The sequence below is a fragment of the Pseudomonas sp. SWRI111 genome (genome assembly GCF_014268555.1).
Classification (GTDB): Bacteria; Pseudomonadota; Gammaproteobacteria; order Pseudomonadales; family Pseudomonadaceae; genus Aquipseudomonas; species Aquipseudomonas hamedanensis.
The window spans coordinates 1-16,233 of record NZ_JABWQQ010000013.1 but is presented as its reverse complement, the minus strand read 5'-3'; the positions used below and the strand labels follow the sequence as shown (position 1 = coordinate 16,233).

General features: G+C 61.1%; 14 protein-coding genes and 1 pseudogene. 2 read left to right on the top strand and 13 right to left on the bottom strand.

The window, feature by feature from the left end; all coding sequences use genetic code 11:
• Positions 1 to 101: 101 nt before the first annotated feature.
• From HU755_RS16060 to yiaY, 5 genes are all read right to left on the bottom strand, one after another.
• Entirely contained in the window at positions 102 to 1,433 is a 1,332-nt protein-coding gene (locus HU755_RS16060; RefSeq protein ID WP_186634384.1) for an MFS transporter, read from the bottom strand.
• A 171-nt stretch (positions 1,434 to 1,604) separates the two neighbouring features.
• Positions 1,605 to 2,531: a hydroxymethylglutaryl-CoA lyase gene (locus HU755_RS16055; protein ID WP_186634365.1), complete on the bottom strand. Its 927-nt coding sequence runs from the start codon at positions 2,529 to 2,531 to the stop codon at positions 1,605 to 1,607.
• Positions 2,528 to 3,721 carry a CaiB/BaiF CoA-transferase family protein gene (locus HU755_RS16050; protein ID WP_186634362.1) on the bottom strand — a complete coding sequence of 398 codons (1,194 nt, stop codon included), beginning with the start codon at positions 3,719 to 3,721 and terminating at the stop codon, positions 2,528 to 2,530. The genes HU755_RS16055 and HU755_RS16050 overlap by 4 nt, the downstream gene beginning before the upstream one ends.
• 248 nt (positions 3,722 to 3,969) lie before the next feature.
• Positions 3,970 to 4,881 (bottom strand): LysR family transcriptional regulator, encoded by a 912-nt coding sequence (locus HU755_RS16045; protein ID WP_186634359.1) that lies wholly within the window; start codon positions 4,879 to 4,881, stop codon positions 3,970 to 3,972.
• A 69-nt stretch (positions 4,882 to 4,950) separates the two neighbouring features.
• On the bottom strand, positions 4,951 to 6,099 hold the full coding sequence (gene yiaY / locus HU755_RS16040; RefSeq protein ID WP_186634356.1) for an L-threonine dehydrogenase: 1,149 nt from the start codon (positions 6,097 to 6,099) through the stop codon (positions 4,951 to 4,953).
• A 156-nt stretch (positions 6,100 to 6,255) separates the two neighbouring features.
• On the opposite strand from yiaY, the gene HU755_RS16035 reads away from it, so the two are divergent.
• Positions 6,256 to 7,275 (top strand): DUF4917 family protein, encoded by a 1,020-nt coding sequence (locus tag HU755_RS16035; protein ID WP_186634353.1) that lies wholly within the window; start codon positions 6,256 to 6,258, stop codon positions 7,273 to 7,275.
• A gap of 165 nt (positions 7,276 to 7,440) precedes the next feature.
• Here the strand turns inward: HU755_RS16035 and HU755_RS16030 are convergent, their stop codons facing one another.
• The 5 genes from HU755_RS16030 to HU755_RS16010 form a co-directional block, all read right to left on the bottom strand.
• Complete coding sequence (locus HU755_RS16030) at positions 7,441 to 7,785, bottom strand: YegP family protein (protein WP_186621072.1); 345 nt, start codon at positions 7,783 to 7,785, stop codon at positions 7,441 to 7,443.
• Positions 7,786 to 8,013: 228 nt separating this feature from the next.
• Positions 8,014 to 9,240, bottom strand: a complete 1,227-nt coding sequence (locus HU755_RS16025; RefSeq protein ID WP_186634350.1) for an SAM-dependent methyltransferase — start codon at positions 9,238 to 9,240, stop codon at positions 8,014 to 8,016.
• 256 nt (positions 9,241 to 9,496) lie between these two features.
• Positions 9,497 to 10,114: a TPM domain-containing protein gene (locus HU755_RS16020; protein ID WP_186621076.1), complete on the bottom strand. Its 618-nt coding sequence runs from the start codon at positions 10,112 to 10,114 to the stop codon at positions 9,497 to 9,499.
• Between the two features lie 33 nt (positions 10,115 to 10,147).
• Complete coding sequence (locus HU755_RS16015; protein ID WP_186634347.1) at positions 10,148 to 10,900, bottom strand: YgcG family protein; 753 nt, start codon at positions 10,898 to 10,900, stop codon at positions 10,148 to 10,150.
• Between the two features lie 13 nt (positions 10,901 to 10,913).
• A complete protein-coding gene (locus HU755_RS16010; protein ID WP_186552101.1) occupies positions 10,914 to 11,522 on the bottom strand; it encodes a LemA family protein in 609 nt (202 codons plus the stop codon).
• Between the two features lie 258 nt (positions 11,523 to 11,780).
• Between HU755_RS16010 and bglX the strand changes: the two genes are divergently transcribed.
• The gene (bglX, locus tag HU755_RS16005; protein WP_186634344.1) at positions 11,781 to 14,072 is read left to right on the top strand and encodes a beta-glucosidase BglX; all 2,292 of its coding nucleotides are present in this window, start codon (positions 11,781 to 11,783) and stop codon (positions 14,070 to 14,072) included.
• A gap of 139 nt (positions 14,073 to 14,211) precedes the next feature.
• On the opposite strand, the gene HU755_RS16000 is transcribed toward bglX, so the two are convergent.
• The 3 genes and pseudogenes from HU755_RS16000 to HU755_RS27490 all read right to left on the bottom strand — a co-directional run.
• Entirely contained in the window at positions 14,212 to 15,369 is a 1,158-nt protein-coding gene (locus HU755_RS16000) for a phospholipase D-like domain-containing protein (RefSeq protein ID WP_186634341.1), read from the bottom strand.
• Position 15,370: 1 nt separating this feature from the next.
• Positions 15,371 to 15,961 (bottom strand): YceI family protein, encoded by a 591-nt coding sequence (locus HU755_RS15995; protein ID WP_186552098.1) that lies wholly within the window; start codon positions 15,959 to 15,961, stop codon positions 15,371 to 15,373.
• A 51-nt stretch (positions 15,962 to 16,012) separates the two neighbouring features.
• Positions 16,013 to 16,233: pseudogene (locus HU755_RS27490) on the bottom strand (hypothetical protein); the annotation flags it as partial.

Here is a 16,233-nt window from a genome sequence, read left to right as displayed (position 1 = left end):
TCTATCCTGTGATTCAATAAGCCAACTCCAAATTGCGAAAGCGCATTCCAAATGTGGGAGCGAGCCTGCTCGCGAAGGCGTCTTCACAGACGCCGCCAATCTCAATACTTGTCCAGCGTGCGCAATTTCTGCGGCAAACCCCACAGCAGCAAAGCGGCCGCAATCAGTGCCGCGACGCCGATGACATACAGCGCCGGGGTGGTGCTGCCGGTCAGGTCCTTGATGCGTCCGACCATGACCGGGCTGACGATCCCGCCAAATTGCCCCAGGGTATTGATCACCGCGATCCCGCCTGCCGCGCCGGCACCGGCGCCTGCCAGCAATTTCGGTGGCAGGGTCCAGAAGCTCGGAATCGAAGCGATGATGCCAGCGCCGAGCAGCCCCAGAGCGACGATCAGAAATGTCGTGTGGCTGGCGAAGATCCCCGCGCTGAAGAAGCCTATCGCGCCGACGACCACCAGCCCGGCGACAAACTTGCGCCGTTCACCCGTGGCATCGGACAGGCGTCCGATCACCACCATGCTGATCGCACCGCAGATGTAGGGAATGGCGGTCAGTAGACCGATCATCACCGGGCTTTCGGTGCCGGCGCTGCGGATCAATTGCGGTGCCCAGAAATTCAGGCCGTAGGACGCCACCTGGATCAGGAAGTAAATCAAACCCAACGTCAGGAAACCGGGAATTTTCAGCGCCGCGAGCAATGAGCCGCCGCTCTTGTGTGGCTCGTGATGGGCGATGCGGCTGGAGAGCAGTTTCTTTTCGTCAGCGGTGAGCCAGTGCGCATCCTCGATGCGGTCTTTGAGCTGCGTAAGCACCAGAAACCCAAGACCGATGCACGGCACGCCACCGAGCAGGAACAGCCAGTGCCAGCCGCGCATCTGCAATACACCGTCAAGGTGTTGCAGCACCAGCCCGGAGAACGGCGCGCCGACCAGTCCGGCGAACGCCGAGGCGAGAAACAGCATCGACGTGATGCGGCCACGGAAATGCTGCGGAAACCATAGTGTCAGGTAATACAGCACGCCCGGGGCGAACCCGGCTTCCATCGCGCCGATCAGAAAGCGCAACGCATAGAACTGCCATTCGCTGGTGACGAAGACCATCAACGCCGTCGCCACGCCCCACGACATCATGATCCGCGCAATCCAGCGCCGCGCGCCGACCTTGTACAGCATCATGTTGCTCGGCACTTCGAACAGCACGTAACCGACCACGAACAGCCCGGCGCCGAGGCCATAAGCGGTGTCGCTCAGACTCAGGTCGGTCTGCAACTGGAATTTGGCAAAGCTGATGTTGATGCGATCGAAAAAGGCAAACAGGTAGCAGACCATGATCAGCGGCATCAGGCGCCAGGCGACTTTGCTGATCAGGGCTTTTTCGGCGTCGTGATCGACGGACGGATTCACGCCCGCCTCCAATACGTTGAGGCTCATGGTTTTTTCTCCAGGCGGACTGTCGATGGACGTCCGATTGTTTTTGTTGTCTGGTGGTACTGCTGGATGCTTTTAACTGTGGGAGCGGGCTTGCTTGCGAATGCGTCAGATCAGTCGATATCAGTGTTGAATGACACACCGCATTCGCGAGCAAGCCCGCTCCCACAAGGGTTAGGTGGGGATGGGGTGCAGGTCGCAGTTACGCCCGGCCTTGGCCAATTGGCCTGGAACTTCATGCCCCAAAAGATGTGGCAAGCCGCGCGAAAGTTTCAGCAGCAGCGGCAAGTCGATACCGGTGGCAATGCCGACTTCATCGCACAGATTCACCAGGTCCTCGGTGCAGATATTGCCCGACGCCCCCGGCGCAAACGGACAGCCACCGAGGCCACCGAGCGCCGCATCGAAACGTCGTGCACCGGCCTCGTATGCGGCCAGTACATTGCACAGGCCGAGGCCGCGGGTGTTATGGAAATGCAGGGTCAGATCGGCCGGCGAAACCCGCTGCAGCACCCGCCGCACCAGGCGATCGACCTGCCGCGGATTGGCCATGCCGGTGGTGTCGGCGAGGCTGATGCCCTGAATGCCGAGCTCCTGATACGCGTCGACGATTTGCAGCACGCGATCCTCGGCAATCTGGCCTTCGAACGGACAACCGAACGTGGTGGCGATGCTGCCGTTGAGGCGCACACTCGAGCCGCTGACAAACGCGACGATGTCAGCAAACGCGGCCAGCGAATCCTCGCACCGCATGCGCATATTGGCCAGGTTGTGGGTCTGGCTGGCGGACATCACCAGATTCAGTTCATCGGCATTCGCCGCCAATGCCCGATGCGCGCCTCTGAGGTTGGGGATCAACGCCACGTAAATCACCCCCGGCTGGCGCTGAATGCCGTTGAACACCTGCTCGCCGTCACGCAGGGCCGGGATGGCTTTGGGCGAGACGAACGAGCCGGCTTCGATGCGGCTGAATCCAGCCTGTGACAGTTGATTGATCAAGGCGATCTTGTCAGCGGTTTCAACCCACGTCGGCTCGATCTGCAAGCCATCGCGCGGTGAGACCTCCTGGACGATGAGTTTGTGCGAATAGTCTGTGATCATTGCACCACCCCTTGGCTTTTCAGGCGTTCGATGTCGCGTTCAGTCAGGCCAAGATTGGCGAGAATGGCGTCAGTGTGCTGGCCCAGTGTCGGCCCGGACCAGTTCACTGCGCCGGGGGTTTGCGAGAGCTTGGGAACGATGCCGGGCATTTTCACCGTTGCGCCGCCAGGCAACTCTGCATTGAGCAGCATGTCCCGCGCCTGATAGTGTGGATCGGCGACGATGTCAGCCACCGAGTAGATGCGCCCGGCCGGCACCTCAGCGGCTTCGAGGGCGGCCAGTACCTCGTCGATCGGCAGGCTGCTGGTCCAGTGGGTGATGGCCGCATCGAGCAAGCCGCTCTTCGCCGCACGCCCGTCGTTGTGGGCGAATTCTTCTGCCTCGGCCAGGTCAGCGCGGCCAATGGCGTGCATCAGACGCTTGTAGATCGGGTCACTGTTGCCGGCGATCACCACGTAGGCGCCGTCAGCGGTGAGGTAAGTATTGGAGGGCGCGATGCCCGGCAAAGCGCCGCCGCTGCGTTCGCGGACATGGCCGAGCATGTCGTATTCCGGGACCAGACTTTCCATGACGTTGAATACGCTTTCGGCCAGCGACACATCGACAATCTGTCCCCCGCCCTGCCCGGTCTTGACCCGCAACAGCGACATCAACGCACCGATCACCGCGTGCAGCGAGGCCAGCGAATCGCCGAGGCTGACGCCGACCCGCGCCGGTGGCGAACCGGGGTTGCCGGTGGTGTAGCGAATGCCGCCCATGGCCTCGCCAATGGCGCCGAAACCGGGACGGTCGCGGTACGGGCCGGTCTGGCCGTAGCCAGAGATACGCACGAGGGTCAGGTTCGGATTCAAGGCATGCAACACGTCCCAGCCCAGACCGAGTTTTTCCAACGCGCCAGGGCGCAGATTTTCGATGATCACGTCGGCGTCGCCGGCCAGTTGCTTGACCAGTTCGATGCCTTCAGCAGATTTGAGATTGAGTGCGAGGGATTTCTTGTTACGCGATTGCAGGTACCACCACAGCGACGTGCCTTCGTGCAGCTTGCGCCATTTGCGCAACGGGTCGCCCTGGCCCATGGCTTCGATCTTGATCACCTCGGCGCCGAACTCGGCAAGCATGCGCGCGGCAAACGGCGCGGCGATCAGGGTGCCGATCTCGATCACTTTGATCGCACTCAAAGGGGCAGTCATCGCGGGGTACCTCTTGTTCTTGGAATATGTCGCCAAGGCTAGAGGAACGATGATCGGCGAATCCAGCCTTCTCTCGGCAATGGGCGTTCGCGAAATGCGAATGCATCAGAGTGCTGTGGTGAATTCGAAGCCGCCTTCGCGGGCAAGCCCGCTCCCACAGGGTCCAAAGTCAGCCGCACAATTTGCATCCTCGCTGGAAACTGTGGGAGCGGGCTTGCCCGCGAAGAGGCCGGCTCAATCAATCGAGATCAAGAGCCTTGTGCTCGCAAATGCTCAAACAACATCCGGCTCACCGGCGACAACCCCGCCTCATCGCGCACCACTATGATCAAGGTTCGATCCGCCCAGGCATCCGTCAGCGGCACCGCCCGCAACCCCAGCGCCTGACCAAACAAGTCGTAGGCACGCTGCGGCAGAATGCCGATGCCCATGTTCGCCTGAACCATCCGGCAGACCGCATCGAATCCCGGCACATGAATGCGAATGCGCAGGACCTTGCCGGCCTGCCGTGCCGCCGCGTGGGTGCGCATGTTGATCGAACTGGCCGCGTGCAAACCAACGTAGTCGCTACCGAGGGTTTCGCCGAAGGCCACCGATTCGCGCGTAGCCAACGGATGCTCGGGCAGCATCACCACCACCAGTTTGTCCTGGCGATACAACGCGCTGTGCAGGCCTTTGGTATCGCTGTCGTCGGAGCAGATGCCGAGGTCCGCGACGCCATCGAGTACACCCTGAATCACCCCGGCACTGGGGCGCTCTTCAAGGTCGGTCTTGACCTGCGAATGCTGCGCCGAGAAGTCGCGCAAGTCTTCGGGCAGAAACTGAATGATCGCTGAAAGATTGGCCAGCATGCGCACATAACCGCGCACACCGTGGCTGTGCTCGCCCAGTTCCAGGCCCATCTTCTCCACGTTGAAAAGCATCTGTCGCGCATGGTGCAGCAGCGTTTCACCGGCCGGCGTGAGGAGCATGCCTTTGGCCTGACGCACGAACAGAGCGATGCCCAGCGCCTGCTCCAATTCCATCAGGCGCTTGCTCGCTGCCGACACGGCGATGGCTTCGCGCGCAGCCGCACGGGTCAGCGTGCCTTCTTCGTGGACGGCGACGAACAGTTGCAGAGTGATCAGGTCGAGGCGGCGGATCAGGCTTTTTTGCAGCATGGAAAGACTCGGCGGTAGTGGCGCGAACGAACGGCGAGGATAACGCCGTTCGCTCGCGCTGTGCCGGTCTCAAAACGCGTTGCGGAAAATCTCCTCGATCTGGCGCTGATCCGCCGCCCGTGGATTGGTCAGTCCGCAGGCGTCCTTCAAGGCATTGGCGGCGAGCACCGGGATGTCACTGAGCTTGGCGCCCAGTTCACGCAAGCCGCCGGGGATCTCGACGTCTTTGGCCAGGCTGCGGATGGCGTTGATCGCCGCTTGCGCGCCCTCTTCGGCGCTGAAGCCGCGGATGTCAGCGCCCATGGCATGGGCGACGTCGGTCAGTCGGTCGGCACAGACCGACGCGTTGAATGTCTGGACATGGGGCAGCAGCACGGCGTTGCACACGCCGTGGGGCAGGTCATAAAAGCCGCCCAACTGGTGCGCCATCGCGTGGACAAATCCGAGGGATGCGTTGTTGAACGCCATGCCCGCGAGGAACTGCGCATAGGCCATATTCTCCCGCGCTGCGAGGTCGCTGCCGTCGCGCACGGCCAGGCGCAGGTTGTTGCTGATCAGCGTCATGGCCTTCAAGGCGCAGGCATCGGTGATGGGGTTGGCGGCGGTCGAGACGTAGGCTTCGATGGCGTGCGTCAGGGCGTCCATACCGGTGGCGGCGGTCAGGCCCTTGGGCATGGCGACCATCAATTGCGGGTCGTTGACTGACAGCAGCGGCGTGACATTGCGGTCGACGATGGCCATTTTCACGTGGCGCGATTCGTCGGTGATGATGCAGAAGCGGGTCATCTCGCTGGCGGTGCCGGCGGTGGTGTTGATGGCGATCAGCGGCAGCTGCGGTTGGCTCGACCGATCGACGCCCTCGTAATCGCGAATCTGCCCACCATTGGTCGCGCACAGGGCGATGCCTTTGGCGCAATCGTGGGGCGAGCCGCCGCCCAGCGACACGACGAAATCGCAGCGACTCTCCTTGAGCAGCCCCAGCCCCATCTCGACATTGGCGATGCTCGGGTTCGGTTTGGCACCGTCGAAAATCACCGAGTCGATGTCCTGCATCGCCAGTTTCTCCGCGATCCTGGCGGCGACTCCGGCCTTCGCCAGGCCGACGTCGGTCACGATCAGCGCCTTGTGGAAACCGTAGTTACGGATCGCAATCATGGCTTCGTCGAGGCAGCCGTTGCCCATGATGTTGACGGCCGGGATAAAAAAGGTGCTGGTCATGCGCGCATCTCCTGACGGGGGGCCGGTTCGACTGCTGCTAGCCGGCGGACAGGCACAGCATCGACCGATCAGTCACGACGGATGTTGATCTGGCTCAATGGCGGCTCGTGATAAAGTCGCCGTCCATCTGCCCTTCGTTTTGAGACCGCCCACGTAATGACCGATTTCCTCAATGTCGACGCCACCCTCGAAGACTGGAACGCCCTGCGCACAGCAACCGACTTCAGCGCTTTGCTGGTGGGCAACGGCGCCAGCCGCGCGGTGTGGGATGACTTCGGCTACGACTCGCTGTTCGAAAACGCCCGCACTGTTGAAGAGAAACCCCTGAGCCCGTCGGAACTGGCGGTATTCGATGCACTGCAGACGCGTAGCTTCGAGCAAGTACTGGGCGCGCTGAAAACCACCAGTCGGGTCAACAAGGCCCTCGCCGTCAGCTCGGCGGCACCGCGCAACCGTTACTACGCGATCAAGGAAGCACTGATCAACACCGTGCACGCGGTGCACATTCCGTGGCGACTGGTGAAAGCTTCGACATTGGCGACGCTGAACGAAGAACTGGCACGCTATCGCACGGTGTTCACCACCAATTACGATCTGCTCAATTACTGGGCGCTGCAACACCAGAGCGAGGCCATCGACGACCTGTTCAACGGTGCGAACGCGAGTTTCGATTTAACCCAGACGGACACGAACAAACCACGCCTGCTGTACCTGCACGGCGGCCTGCATCTGGTACGCAATCAGGATGGCACCGCGCGCAAACTGACGTCCACCGAGGGCACGCTGCTCGGCAGCTTTGCGATCAACAACACCCTCAAGACGCTGGATGACGTGCCGCTGTTCGTCACCGAAGGGCCCAGTGCCGACAAGCTCAAGACCATCCGCAGCTCGGATTATCTGTCGTTCTGTTATGAGCAGTTGTTGGGACACGGCGGCAACCTGTGCGTCTTCGGCCATGCGCTTGGCGAGCAGGATGCGCATCTGGTGCGGGCACTGCGGTTGGCGAAACCTGCAACCGTGGCGATCTCGATTTACCCGCGCAGTGCAGCGTTCATCCAGCATCAGAAGCGCCATTACAGCAACGTGTTCGACGGTACCGGGGTCGAGTTGCGGTTTTTTGATGCCAAGAGCCATGCGTTGGGCGATCCAAAGCTGTCCGTGCCGGTTGAGGTTTGATGTTGGCCGGACTGGTGCCTTCGCGAGCAGGCTCGCTCCCACAATGGAGTGCTTTGCAACTGTAGGAGTGAGCCTGCTCGCGATAGCGGTCCGGCAGGCGACATCTGTGCTGGATCTGATGGCTTTATCGCGAGCAGGCTCACTCCTACAAGGGAAGTGGTGGACTCAGAGCACCGGCAGCGTCTTGTCCTTGATCGTCTTCGTTGCACCGTTCGCTTTCACGCTGGCGATGCCTTTATCGCACGCCGCCTGCGATGAATACGCCTCGCTGCTGCCGATGACCTCGTGGTTGGCCGCCTTAAGATTGAAGTAAGGATGGCCATCCTTGGTCGACTTTTTCTCGTAACGTTCATCGACCGCGCTGTTGGTCTGCACCGAGGCAATACCGCCATCGGCCCCGGCGCGCGTGGTGTACAGCTCGCTGGTCAGAATCGTTTCGGCATTGGCCGCTTTCAACACGAACCTGAATTGGCCGTTGCCGCTTTTACTCACTTCGTACCATCCGGACATGCTGGTTTCTCCTGGCGAATGAGAGGTTTCGCGCTTCAGAGTAAAGACCAGTCCGGGCTATCTGTCGCCTGTACCGGCCTCTTCGCGAGCAGGCTCGCTCCCACAGAGAGTTGCATTTCAGAATGTGGGAGGGGGCTTGCTCCCGAAGGCGGCATCACATCCAGCATCTTCGTTGGCTGACATGCTGCATTCGCAAGCAAGCCCCCTCCCACAAGGTTCGGCGGTGAATCAGGCCAGATAGCCGTCGGCGCGCAGAAGGGTTTCCAGGCAATGTTCGCTGATGTGGTAAAACGCCTTGAGTTCTTCGATTTTCGTCAGCAGCTGCGTCGGATCGACCGGATCGGCGCGTTTCACGGCGAGAATCATCTTGTTCTTGTTGGTGTGTTCCAGCGAGATGAACTCGAACACCTTGGTCTCGTACCCACAGGCTTCAAGGAACAGTGCGCGCAGGCTGTCGGTGACCATTTCCGCCTGCTGGCCCAGGTGCAGGCCGTATTGCAGCATCGGCTTGAGCAGCGCCGGGCTCTGGATCTGCAAGCGGATCTGCTTGTGACAGCACGGCGAACACATGATGATCGACGCGCCCGAACGGATGCCCGTGTGGATCGCGTAGTCCGTGGCGATATCGCAGGCGTGCAGCGCGATCATCACGTCCAGTTGACTCGGCGCCACCGTGCGCACATCGCCACACTTGAACACCAGGCCCGGGTGCTCCAGCTTCGCCGCCGCCGCGTTGCACAGGTTGACCATTTCTTCGCGCAGCTCGACACCGGTGACTTCGCCCTCGGCCTTGAGGGTGTTGCGCAGATAGTCGTGAATGGCGAACGTCAGATAGCCCTTGCCCGAGCCGAAATCCGCAACCCGCACCGGTTTGTCCAGCGCCAGTGGCGACGAGGTCAGCGCGTGGCTGAACACTTCGATGAATTTGTTGATCTGCTTCCATTTGCGCGACATCGCCGGGATCAGCTCGTGCTGCGCATTGGTCACGCCGAGGTCTTTGAGGAAGGGGCGGCTCAGTTCGAGGAAACGGTTTTTCTCGCGGTTGTGCTCGGCGGACGGTGCTTCGCGCAATTGCTGAGGTTTGCTTTTGAACAGTGAAGATTTGCCCTTTTTGCTGTATTCGAGCTGGGCTTCATCGCTCACGGCCAGTAAATGCGCATTTTTAAAGGCCTCCGGCACCAGCCCGGCAATCGTCGCCACGCCTTCGCTCAACGCCAGATTCTTGGTGATGTCGCGGGTCCTGTATCGGTAGACGAAGGACAGGCACGGCTGCGCCTTGACCGTCACCGGCTTGATGATGATCCGCTGCAGATCCGTCTCTTCACCAACATATTTGGCTAGCACCATTTTGATGAAACCGCCGTCGTCGAGGCTGGTTTGCAGCAGTTCGATGAACTGGGCGTGGTGATCGGCGGCCGGTTTGGCGGGCGGCGCGGAAGGAGCGGAAACGGACATGGACAAGCGGCCTCGGACGGGCGGAATCGGGAATGGCGGGTATTTTAGGGGGGATGGGAGTTGGGGACACCCTCTTATTTACCCAACGGCAGAATCCATGACACCGAACCCTGTGGCGAGGGGATTTATCCCCGTTCGGCTGCGGAGCAGTCGCCACACCTGAATACTGGGTTTCACTGATACACCGCATGGGGCCGCTTCGCAGCCCAACGGGGATAAATCCCCTCGCCACAAGGAATTGCTGAGTCCGGGAAAATCAGCCGAGGACGACCAACCGATTCGGCAATTCATTGCGCATCTGCGTCACCGGCACGTGCACCTTCAACAACTCACCACACGCCTCCACACACGTCACAAACCCTTCCAGCGTGCGGCCCTGCCGGACCTGTTCGGTAAACGCTGCGACAATCGCGTCCCAGTTGCTGTTATCCAGCCGCTTGGAAATCCCCTCATCCACCAGAATCTCGACATACCGCTCAGCCTCGCAGACAAAAATCAGCATGCCGGTGCCGCCAGCGGTGTGGTGCAGGTTCTGTTCAAGGAACTGCCGCCGCGCCAGGTTCGACGCACGCCAATGGCGTACGCGGCGCGGGACCAGGTGAGTGGTGATCCTGGGCAGGCGAAACAACAGGCACAGCACGATGAACATGCCCCACTGCACCAGCAGCAGGCTGCGCAGGGTCAGCCAGCCAGTGAGGTAATGGACGATGCCGGGCAACACCAGCGCCAACAGGCTGGCCCACAGCAGCGGAATGTACGCATAGTCGTCGGCGCGGGCAGCGAGTACCGTGACCAGTTCGGCGTCGGTGTCGCGCTCGACCCGGGCAATCGCCTCGGCGACTTTGCGTTGTTCGTGTTCAGTCAGTAATGCCATGTCGAAAAGTGCCTGCTCATTATTCTTTTGATGTCACCAGCCGCCGGACGAACCGCCGCCGCCAAAACTGCCCCCGCCGCCGCTGAAGCCCCCGCCTCCGCCTCCGCCGCCAAAACCGCCACCGCCAAAACCACCCCCTCCCCCGGAGCCGCCACGACCGGCAGGCAGGATACCGAGCATCTGGCAGACAAACACCGTCAGGATGAACAACATCACCAAAAACATGAACAGCGCCGGATGCCGCGAGATGAAATCATCGGCCGGGTCGCCGCTGGATTCATACACGGTCGACGGCTCGTCTAGCGGATTGCCGCCCAGCACCACGAGCATCGCCGCGACGCCGTCGCTGATGCCTTTGTTGAAATTGCCGGCCTTGAACGCCGGCGTGATGACCTGATGAATGATCACCGACGATTGCGCATCGGTCAGCCGGTCCTCCAGACCATAACCGACTTCGATGCGCAGTTTGCGCTCGTCACGGGCGACAATCAGCAGGGCGCCGTTGTTTTTGTCCTTTTGGCCGATGCCCCAATGCCGCCCCAGTTGAACGCCAAAATCCTCGATGGGGGTGCCTTGCAGGTCCGGCACCGTGACCACCACCAATTGCTCGCCAGTGGCCTGTTCGTGGGCCTGCAATTGCTGGCTCAGTTGCGCGCGCACCGACGGCTCGAGCATCTGCGCCTGATCGACCACGCGCCCGCTCAGCGCCGGGAACGTCAATTCGGCCCGGGCGCTGACGGCGAACAGCCACAGCATCAGCACCAGGCCCAGTTTCAACACACGCATGGGCAACCTCGAGTCAGAACTTCACTTCCGGGGCCTTTTCCGCGCCGGGCGTGGTGGCTTCGAAGGTTTCGCGCATTGGCAGATCGCTGTACATCACGCTGTGCCACAGGCGACCGGGGAAGGTACGGATCTCGGTGTTGTATTTCTGCACTGCCAGAATGAAATCGCGACGCGCCACGGCAATGCGGTTTTCCGTGCCTTCGAGTTGCGATTGCAGGGCCAGGAAGTTCTGGTTGGCCTTCAGGTCCGGATAACGCTCGGAGACCACCATCAAGCGGCTCAACGCACCGGTCAGTTGATCCTGGGCCTGCTGGAACTGCTTGAGCTTCTCGGGATTGTCGAGGGTGCTGGCATCGACCTGGATCGATGTGGCCTTGGCCCGGGCTTCGATCACCGCGGTCAGGGTCTCCTGCTCGTGGGCCGCATAGCCTTTCACCGTTTCCACCAGATTGGGGATCAGGTCGGCACGGCGCTGATACTGGTTCTGCACCTGGCCCCACGCGGCTTTTGCCTGTTCGTCGAGGGTCGGGATATTGTTGATGCCGCACGCGGTCAACAGCGTGGCGAACACCAGCAAAGTCGCGATCTGTAACCGTGAACGATTGGTTGGACTGATAGTCATTGCAGTAATGCTCCATGGCACATTTGATTTAAAAACCGAGCGCTGGACATTCCCGGCCGGCGGTTGGGGCATAATCGGCGCCGCCACTGGCATGCGACGGGTGAATGGGCTAAAAAGTGCCCTTCACGTTCACCCCGCCGCTGTCGGCGGTGGTTTTTGGCTCGGCTATTTTGCGCCGGCACCCGAACAACAATAGTCGCTCCCTACATTTTGGCTGGCCGGTGTTACATCACCGTTTGGGCCCTTGAGAAGAAATTCATGAAGAAGCTGTGTTTGCTGGGCCTGCTCGTCAGCCTGGCCAGTCACCCGGTACTGGCCGCCACGACCCCGGTTCCTCTGGAAAACAAGGACGCCTTCATCAGCAACCTGATGAAGCAGATGACCCTCGATGAAAAAATCGGCCAGTTGCGCCTGATCAGCATCGGCCCGGAAATGCCCCGCGAGCTGATCCGCAAGGAAATTGCCGCCGGCAACATCGGCGGCACCTTCAACTCGATCACCCGTGCCGAAAACCGTCCGATGCAGGACGCTGCCATGCGCAGTCGCCTGAAGATCCCGATGTTTTTTGCGTACGACGTGATCCACGGTCACCGTACGATTTTCCCGATTCCGCTGGCCCTCGCGTCGAGCTGGGACATGGACGCCATCGGCCAGTCCGGCCGCGTTGCCGCCAAAGAAGCTGCCGCCGACAGCCTCGACATCACCTTTGCGCCGATGGTCGATATCTCTCGCGATCCGCGCTGGGGCCGCAGTTCCGAGGGTTTTGGTGAAGATACCTACCTGACCTCGCGCATTGCCAGCGTCATGGTCAAGGCCTATCAGGGCCAGACCCCGAGCGCGGCCGACAGCATCATGGCCAGCGTCAAGCACTTCGCCCTGTACGGCGCGGTTGAAGGCGGTCGCGACTACAACACCGTGGACATGAGCCCGGTGAAGATGTACCAGGATTACCTGCCGCCCTACCGCGCCGCGATCGATGCCGGCGCCGGTGGCGTGATGGTGGCGTTGAATTCGATCAACGGCATTCCGGCCACGGCCAACACTTGGCTGATGAACGACCTGCTGCGCAGGGATTGGGGCTTCAAGGGCCTGGCGGTCAGCGACCACGGCGCCATCTTTGAACTGATCAAGCACGGCGTCGCCCGCGACGGTCGGGAAGCGGCGAAGCTGGCGATCAAGGCCGGCATCGACATGAGCATGAACGACACCCTCTATGGCAAAGAATTGCCGGGGCTGCTCAAGTCCGGTGACATCGAGCAGAAGGACATCGACAACGCCGTGCGCGAGGTGCTTGCAGCCAAGTACGACATGGGCCTGTTCAAGGACCCGTATCTGCGCATCGGCAAGGCTGAAGATGATCCGGCCGACACCTACGCCGAAAGCCGCCTGCACCGCGCCGAAGCGCGCGAGGTAGCGCGTCGCAGCCTGGTGCTGCTGAAGAACCAGAATGAAACCCTGCCACTGAAGAAAACCGCGAAAGTCGCGCTGGTCGGCCCGTTGGCCAAGGCGCCGATCGACATGATGGGCAGTTGGGCGGCCGCCGGGCGTCCGGCGCAATCGGTCACTTTGTTTGACGGCATGAGTTCAGTGATCGGCAACAAGGCCAACCTGATCTACGCCCGTGGCGCCAACATCACTGGCGACAAGAAGGTCCTCGACTACCTGAACTTCCTCAACTTCGATGCGCCGGAAGTCGTCGATGACCCGCGCCCGGCCAGCGTGCTGATCGACGAAGCAGTGAAAGCCGCGAAAGACGCTGACGTGATCGTGGCTGCCGTTGGCGAGTCCCGTGGCATGTCCCACGAATCATCCAGCCGTACCGACTTGAACATCCCGGAAACCCAGCGCGAGTTGATCCGCGCGCTGAAAGCCACCGGCAAGCCGCTGGTGCTGGTGTTGATGAACGGCCGCCCGCTGACCATTCTTGAAGAGAACCAGTCCGCCGACGCCATTCTGGAAACCTGGTTCAGCGGCACCGAGGGCGGCAACGCCATTGCCGACGTGCTGTTCGGTGACTACAACCCGTCGGGCAAACTGCCGGTGACCTTCCCGCGCTCCGTGGGCCAGATTCCGACTTACTACAATCACCTGAGCATTGGCCGGCCGTTCACCCCGGGCAAGCCGGGCAACTACACCTCACAGTATTTCGATGACACGACCGGCCCGCTGTTTCCGTTCGGTTATGGCCTGAGCTACACCACCTTCGCCCTGAGCGACATGGCGCTGTCGTCGACCACCCTGAACGCCACCGGCAAGCTCGACGCCAGCGTCATGGTCAAGAACACCGGCAAGCGTGATGGCGAAACCGTGGTGCAGTTGTACATTCAGGACGTCACCGGCTCGATGATCCGCCCGGTCAAGGAACTGAAGAACTTCCAGAAAATCATGCTCAAGGCCGGCGAACAGAAAGTCGTGCACTTCACCATCACCGAGGATGACTTGAAGTTCTATAACGCCCAGCTCAAGTACGCGGCCGAGCCTGGCAAGTTCAACGTGCAGATCGGCCTGGATTCGCAGGCGGTGACGCAGCAGAGTTTTGAACTGCTGTAATCCGGGGAACAGCACAAAACCATGTCGGAGGGGGCTTGCTCCCGAAGGCGGTGCATCAGCTAAATCCATGCTGAATGACACTCCGCCTTCGGGAGCAAGCCCCCTCCCACATTGGACTTCGGTGTCTTTGAATTAACGGCTACCCGCGGCGGTCGAGGATGTTGACCACCAGCCGATCCACCCATCCCCACACCCGCTGCTTGACCCGCCGCCACAACGGCCGGCGCCGCCACTCTTCCAGACTCACCTGCTGACTGAGGGCGAAATCCTTGACGAAGCTCGCCTCGACCGCCGCCGTCAGGGGCGGATCCAGCGCCTCCAGATTTGCCTCCAGATTGAAGCGCAGGTTCCAGTGATCGAAGTTGCAGGAACCGATGCTCACCCAATCGTCCACCAGCACCATTTTCAAGTGCAGAAAGCACGGCTGGTATTCAAAGATCTGCACCCCGGCCTTGAGCAGGCGCGGGTAATAACGATGGCCGGCGTAACGCACCGACGGATGATCGGTGCGCGGCCCGGTCAGCAGCAAACGCACGTCGACGCCGCGGGCAGCGGCCTTGCGCAGGGAGCGGCGGACGTTCCAGGTCGGCAGGAAATACGGCGTGGCCATCCAGATGCGCTGCTGGCCGCTGTTCAAGGCACGCGACAGCGATTGCAGAATGTCACGGTGCTGGCGGGCGTCGGCGTAGGCAACACGGCCCATGCCCTCGCCCTTTTCCGGCACGCGCGGCAGACGCGGCAAACCGAAATGCGCGGCCGGGCGCCAGGCGCGGCGATAACGGTTGGCGATCCATTGCCGATCAAACAGCAATTGCCAATCGATCACCAACGGGCCGCGGATCTCGACCATCACTTCGTGCCACTCGCTGACATCAAAGCCCGGCGTCCAGAACTCATCGGTAACGCCAGTGCCGCCGACCACCGCCAGGCACTGATCGACCAGGAGCAATTTGCGGTGATCCCGATAGAAATTGCCGACCCAGCGCCGCCAGCTCAAGCGATTGTAGAAACGCAGCTCCACCCCTGCTTGCATCAGGCGCTGACGCAATGTGAGGGTGAATGCGAGGCTGCCGTAATCATCGAACAGGCAACGCACGCGCACACCGCGCTCAGCCGCCAGCACCAGCGCCTGGACGATGGTGTCGGCACAGGCGCCGGCCTCGACCAGGTACAGCTCCAGTTCGATCTGCTCTTTGGCGCCCGCGATGTGCTCGAGCATTCGCGGAAAAAACTGCGGGCCGTCGATCAGCAATTCGAAACGGTTGCCGTCGCGCCAAGGGAACACTGCACCGCGCACGTCAGCGCGCCGTGAAGATCAGCACCGCACCCACCGGTACCGACAGACTGATGGCCGACAGCCCGGCCAGTTTACGCAGACTCTCCAGACCTGGCGCGAGGTCGAAATCCTCGGCATTGATCACCAGCGGCTCCAGTGTCACCACTTGAAAGCGCCGGTCATCCAGGCGCGTAGCCAGCAACTCGGCCGGGTATTCGTGCTGTTTGCCGTGCAGATTGACGGTCAGCGGCAGGCGCAGCTCCAGCTGCGCACCGGGGGCCAGATCGTTGATCGGACGCAGGTCGATCTGGGTGGTGATGGTTGCGTCGGGGAATTGCTCGATCTGAAACAGCTCCTTGCGCATGCGCTCATCGCGCAGCGGGATGCCGCTGTTGATCGAGTCCAGCTCGACTTCGACTTCGGCGCGACCGTTGGGGTCGACTTTGCCGTGCAGCACCAGAAAGCGCTGCACTTCGGACACGTTGGCGTTTTTCGTGCTGACGAACGACAGCCGTGAAGACTCGCCGTCCAGATACCAATTGGCGTGTGCCGGCAAGGCAGCGGCGGCCAGCAGCAGACTGGCGCAAATCTTATCGAGGGAGCGGTTGAACATTGAAGACTCGTGGGGGTGATAAACCTGCACGAACCTTAACCGCCCATGGGGTTATTGCAAACATCCAGAGCAAAAGATCACAGCCTGTAACAGCGGCGGCAGGGGAATGCATTGCAACTGTGGGAGCGGGCTTGCTCGCGAAAGCGGTGTATCAGGTAATAACTGTTCAGGCTGACATGACGCCTTCGCGAGCAAGCTGAACTGGTCAAGTAATACCAGACACCGGTTACGGCGTTTTATGCCGCTTTTTGCTCCATCGCTATTGGCGACAG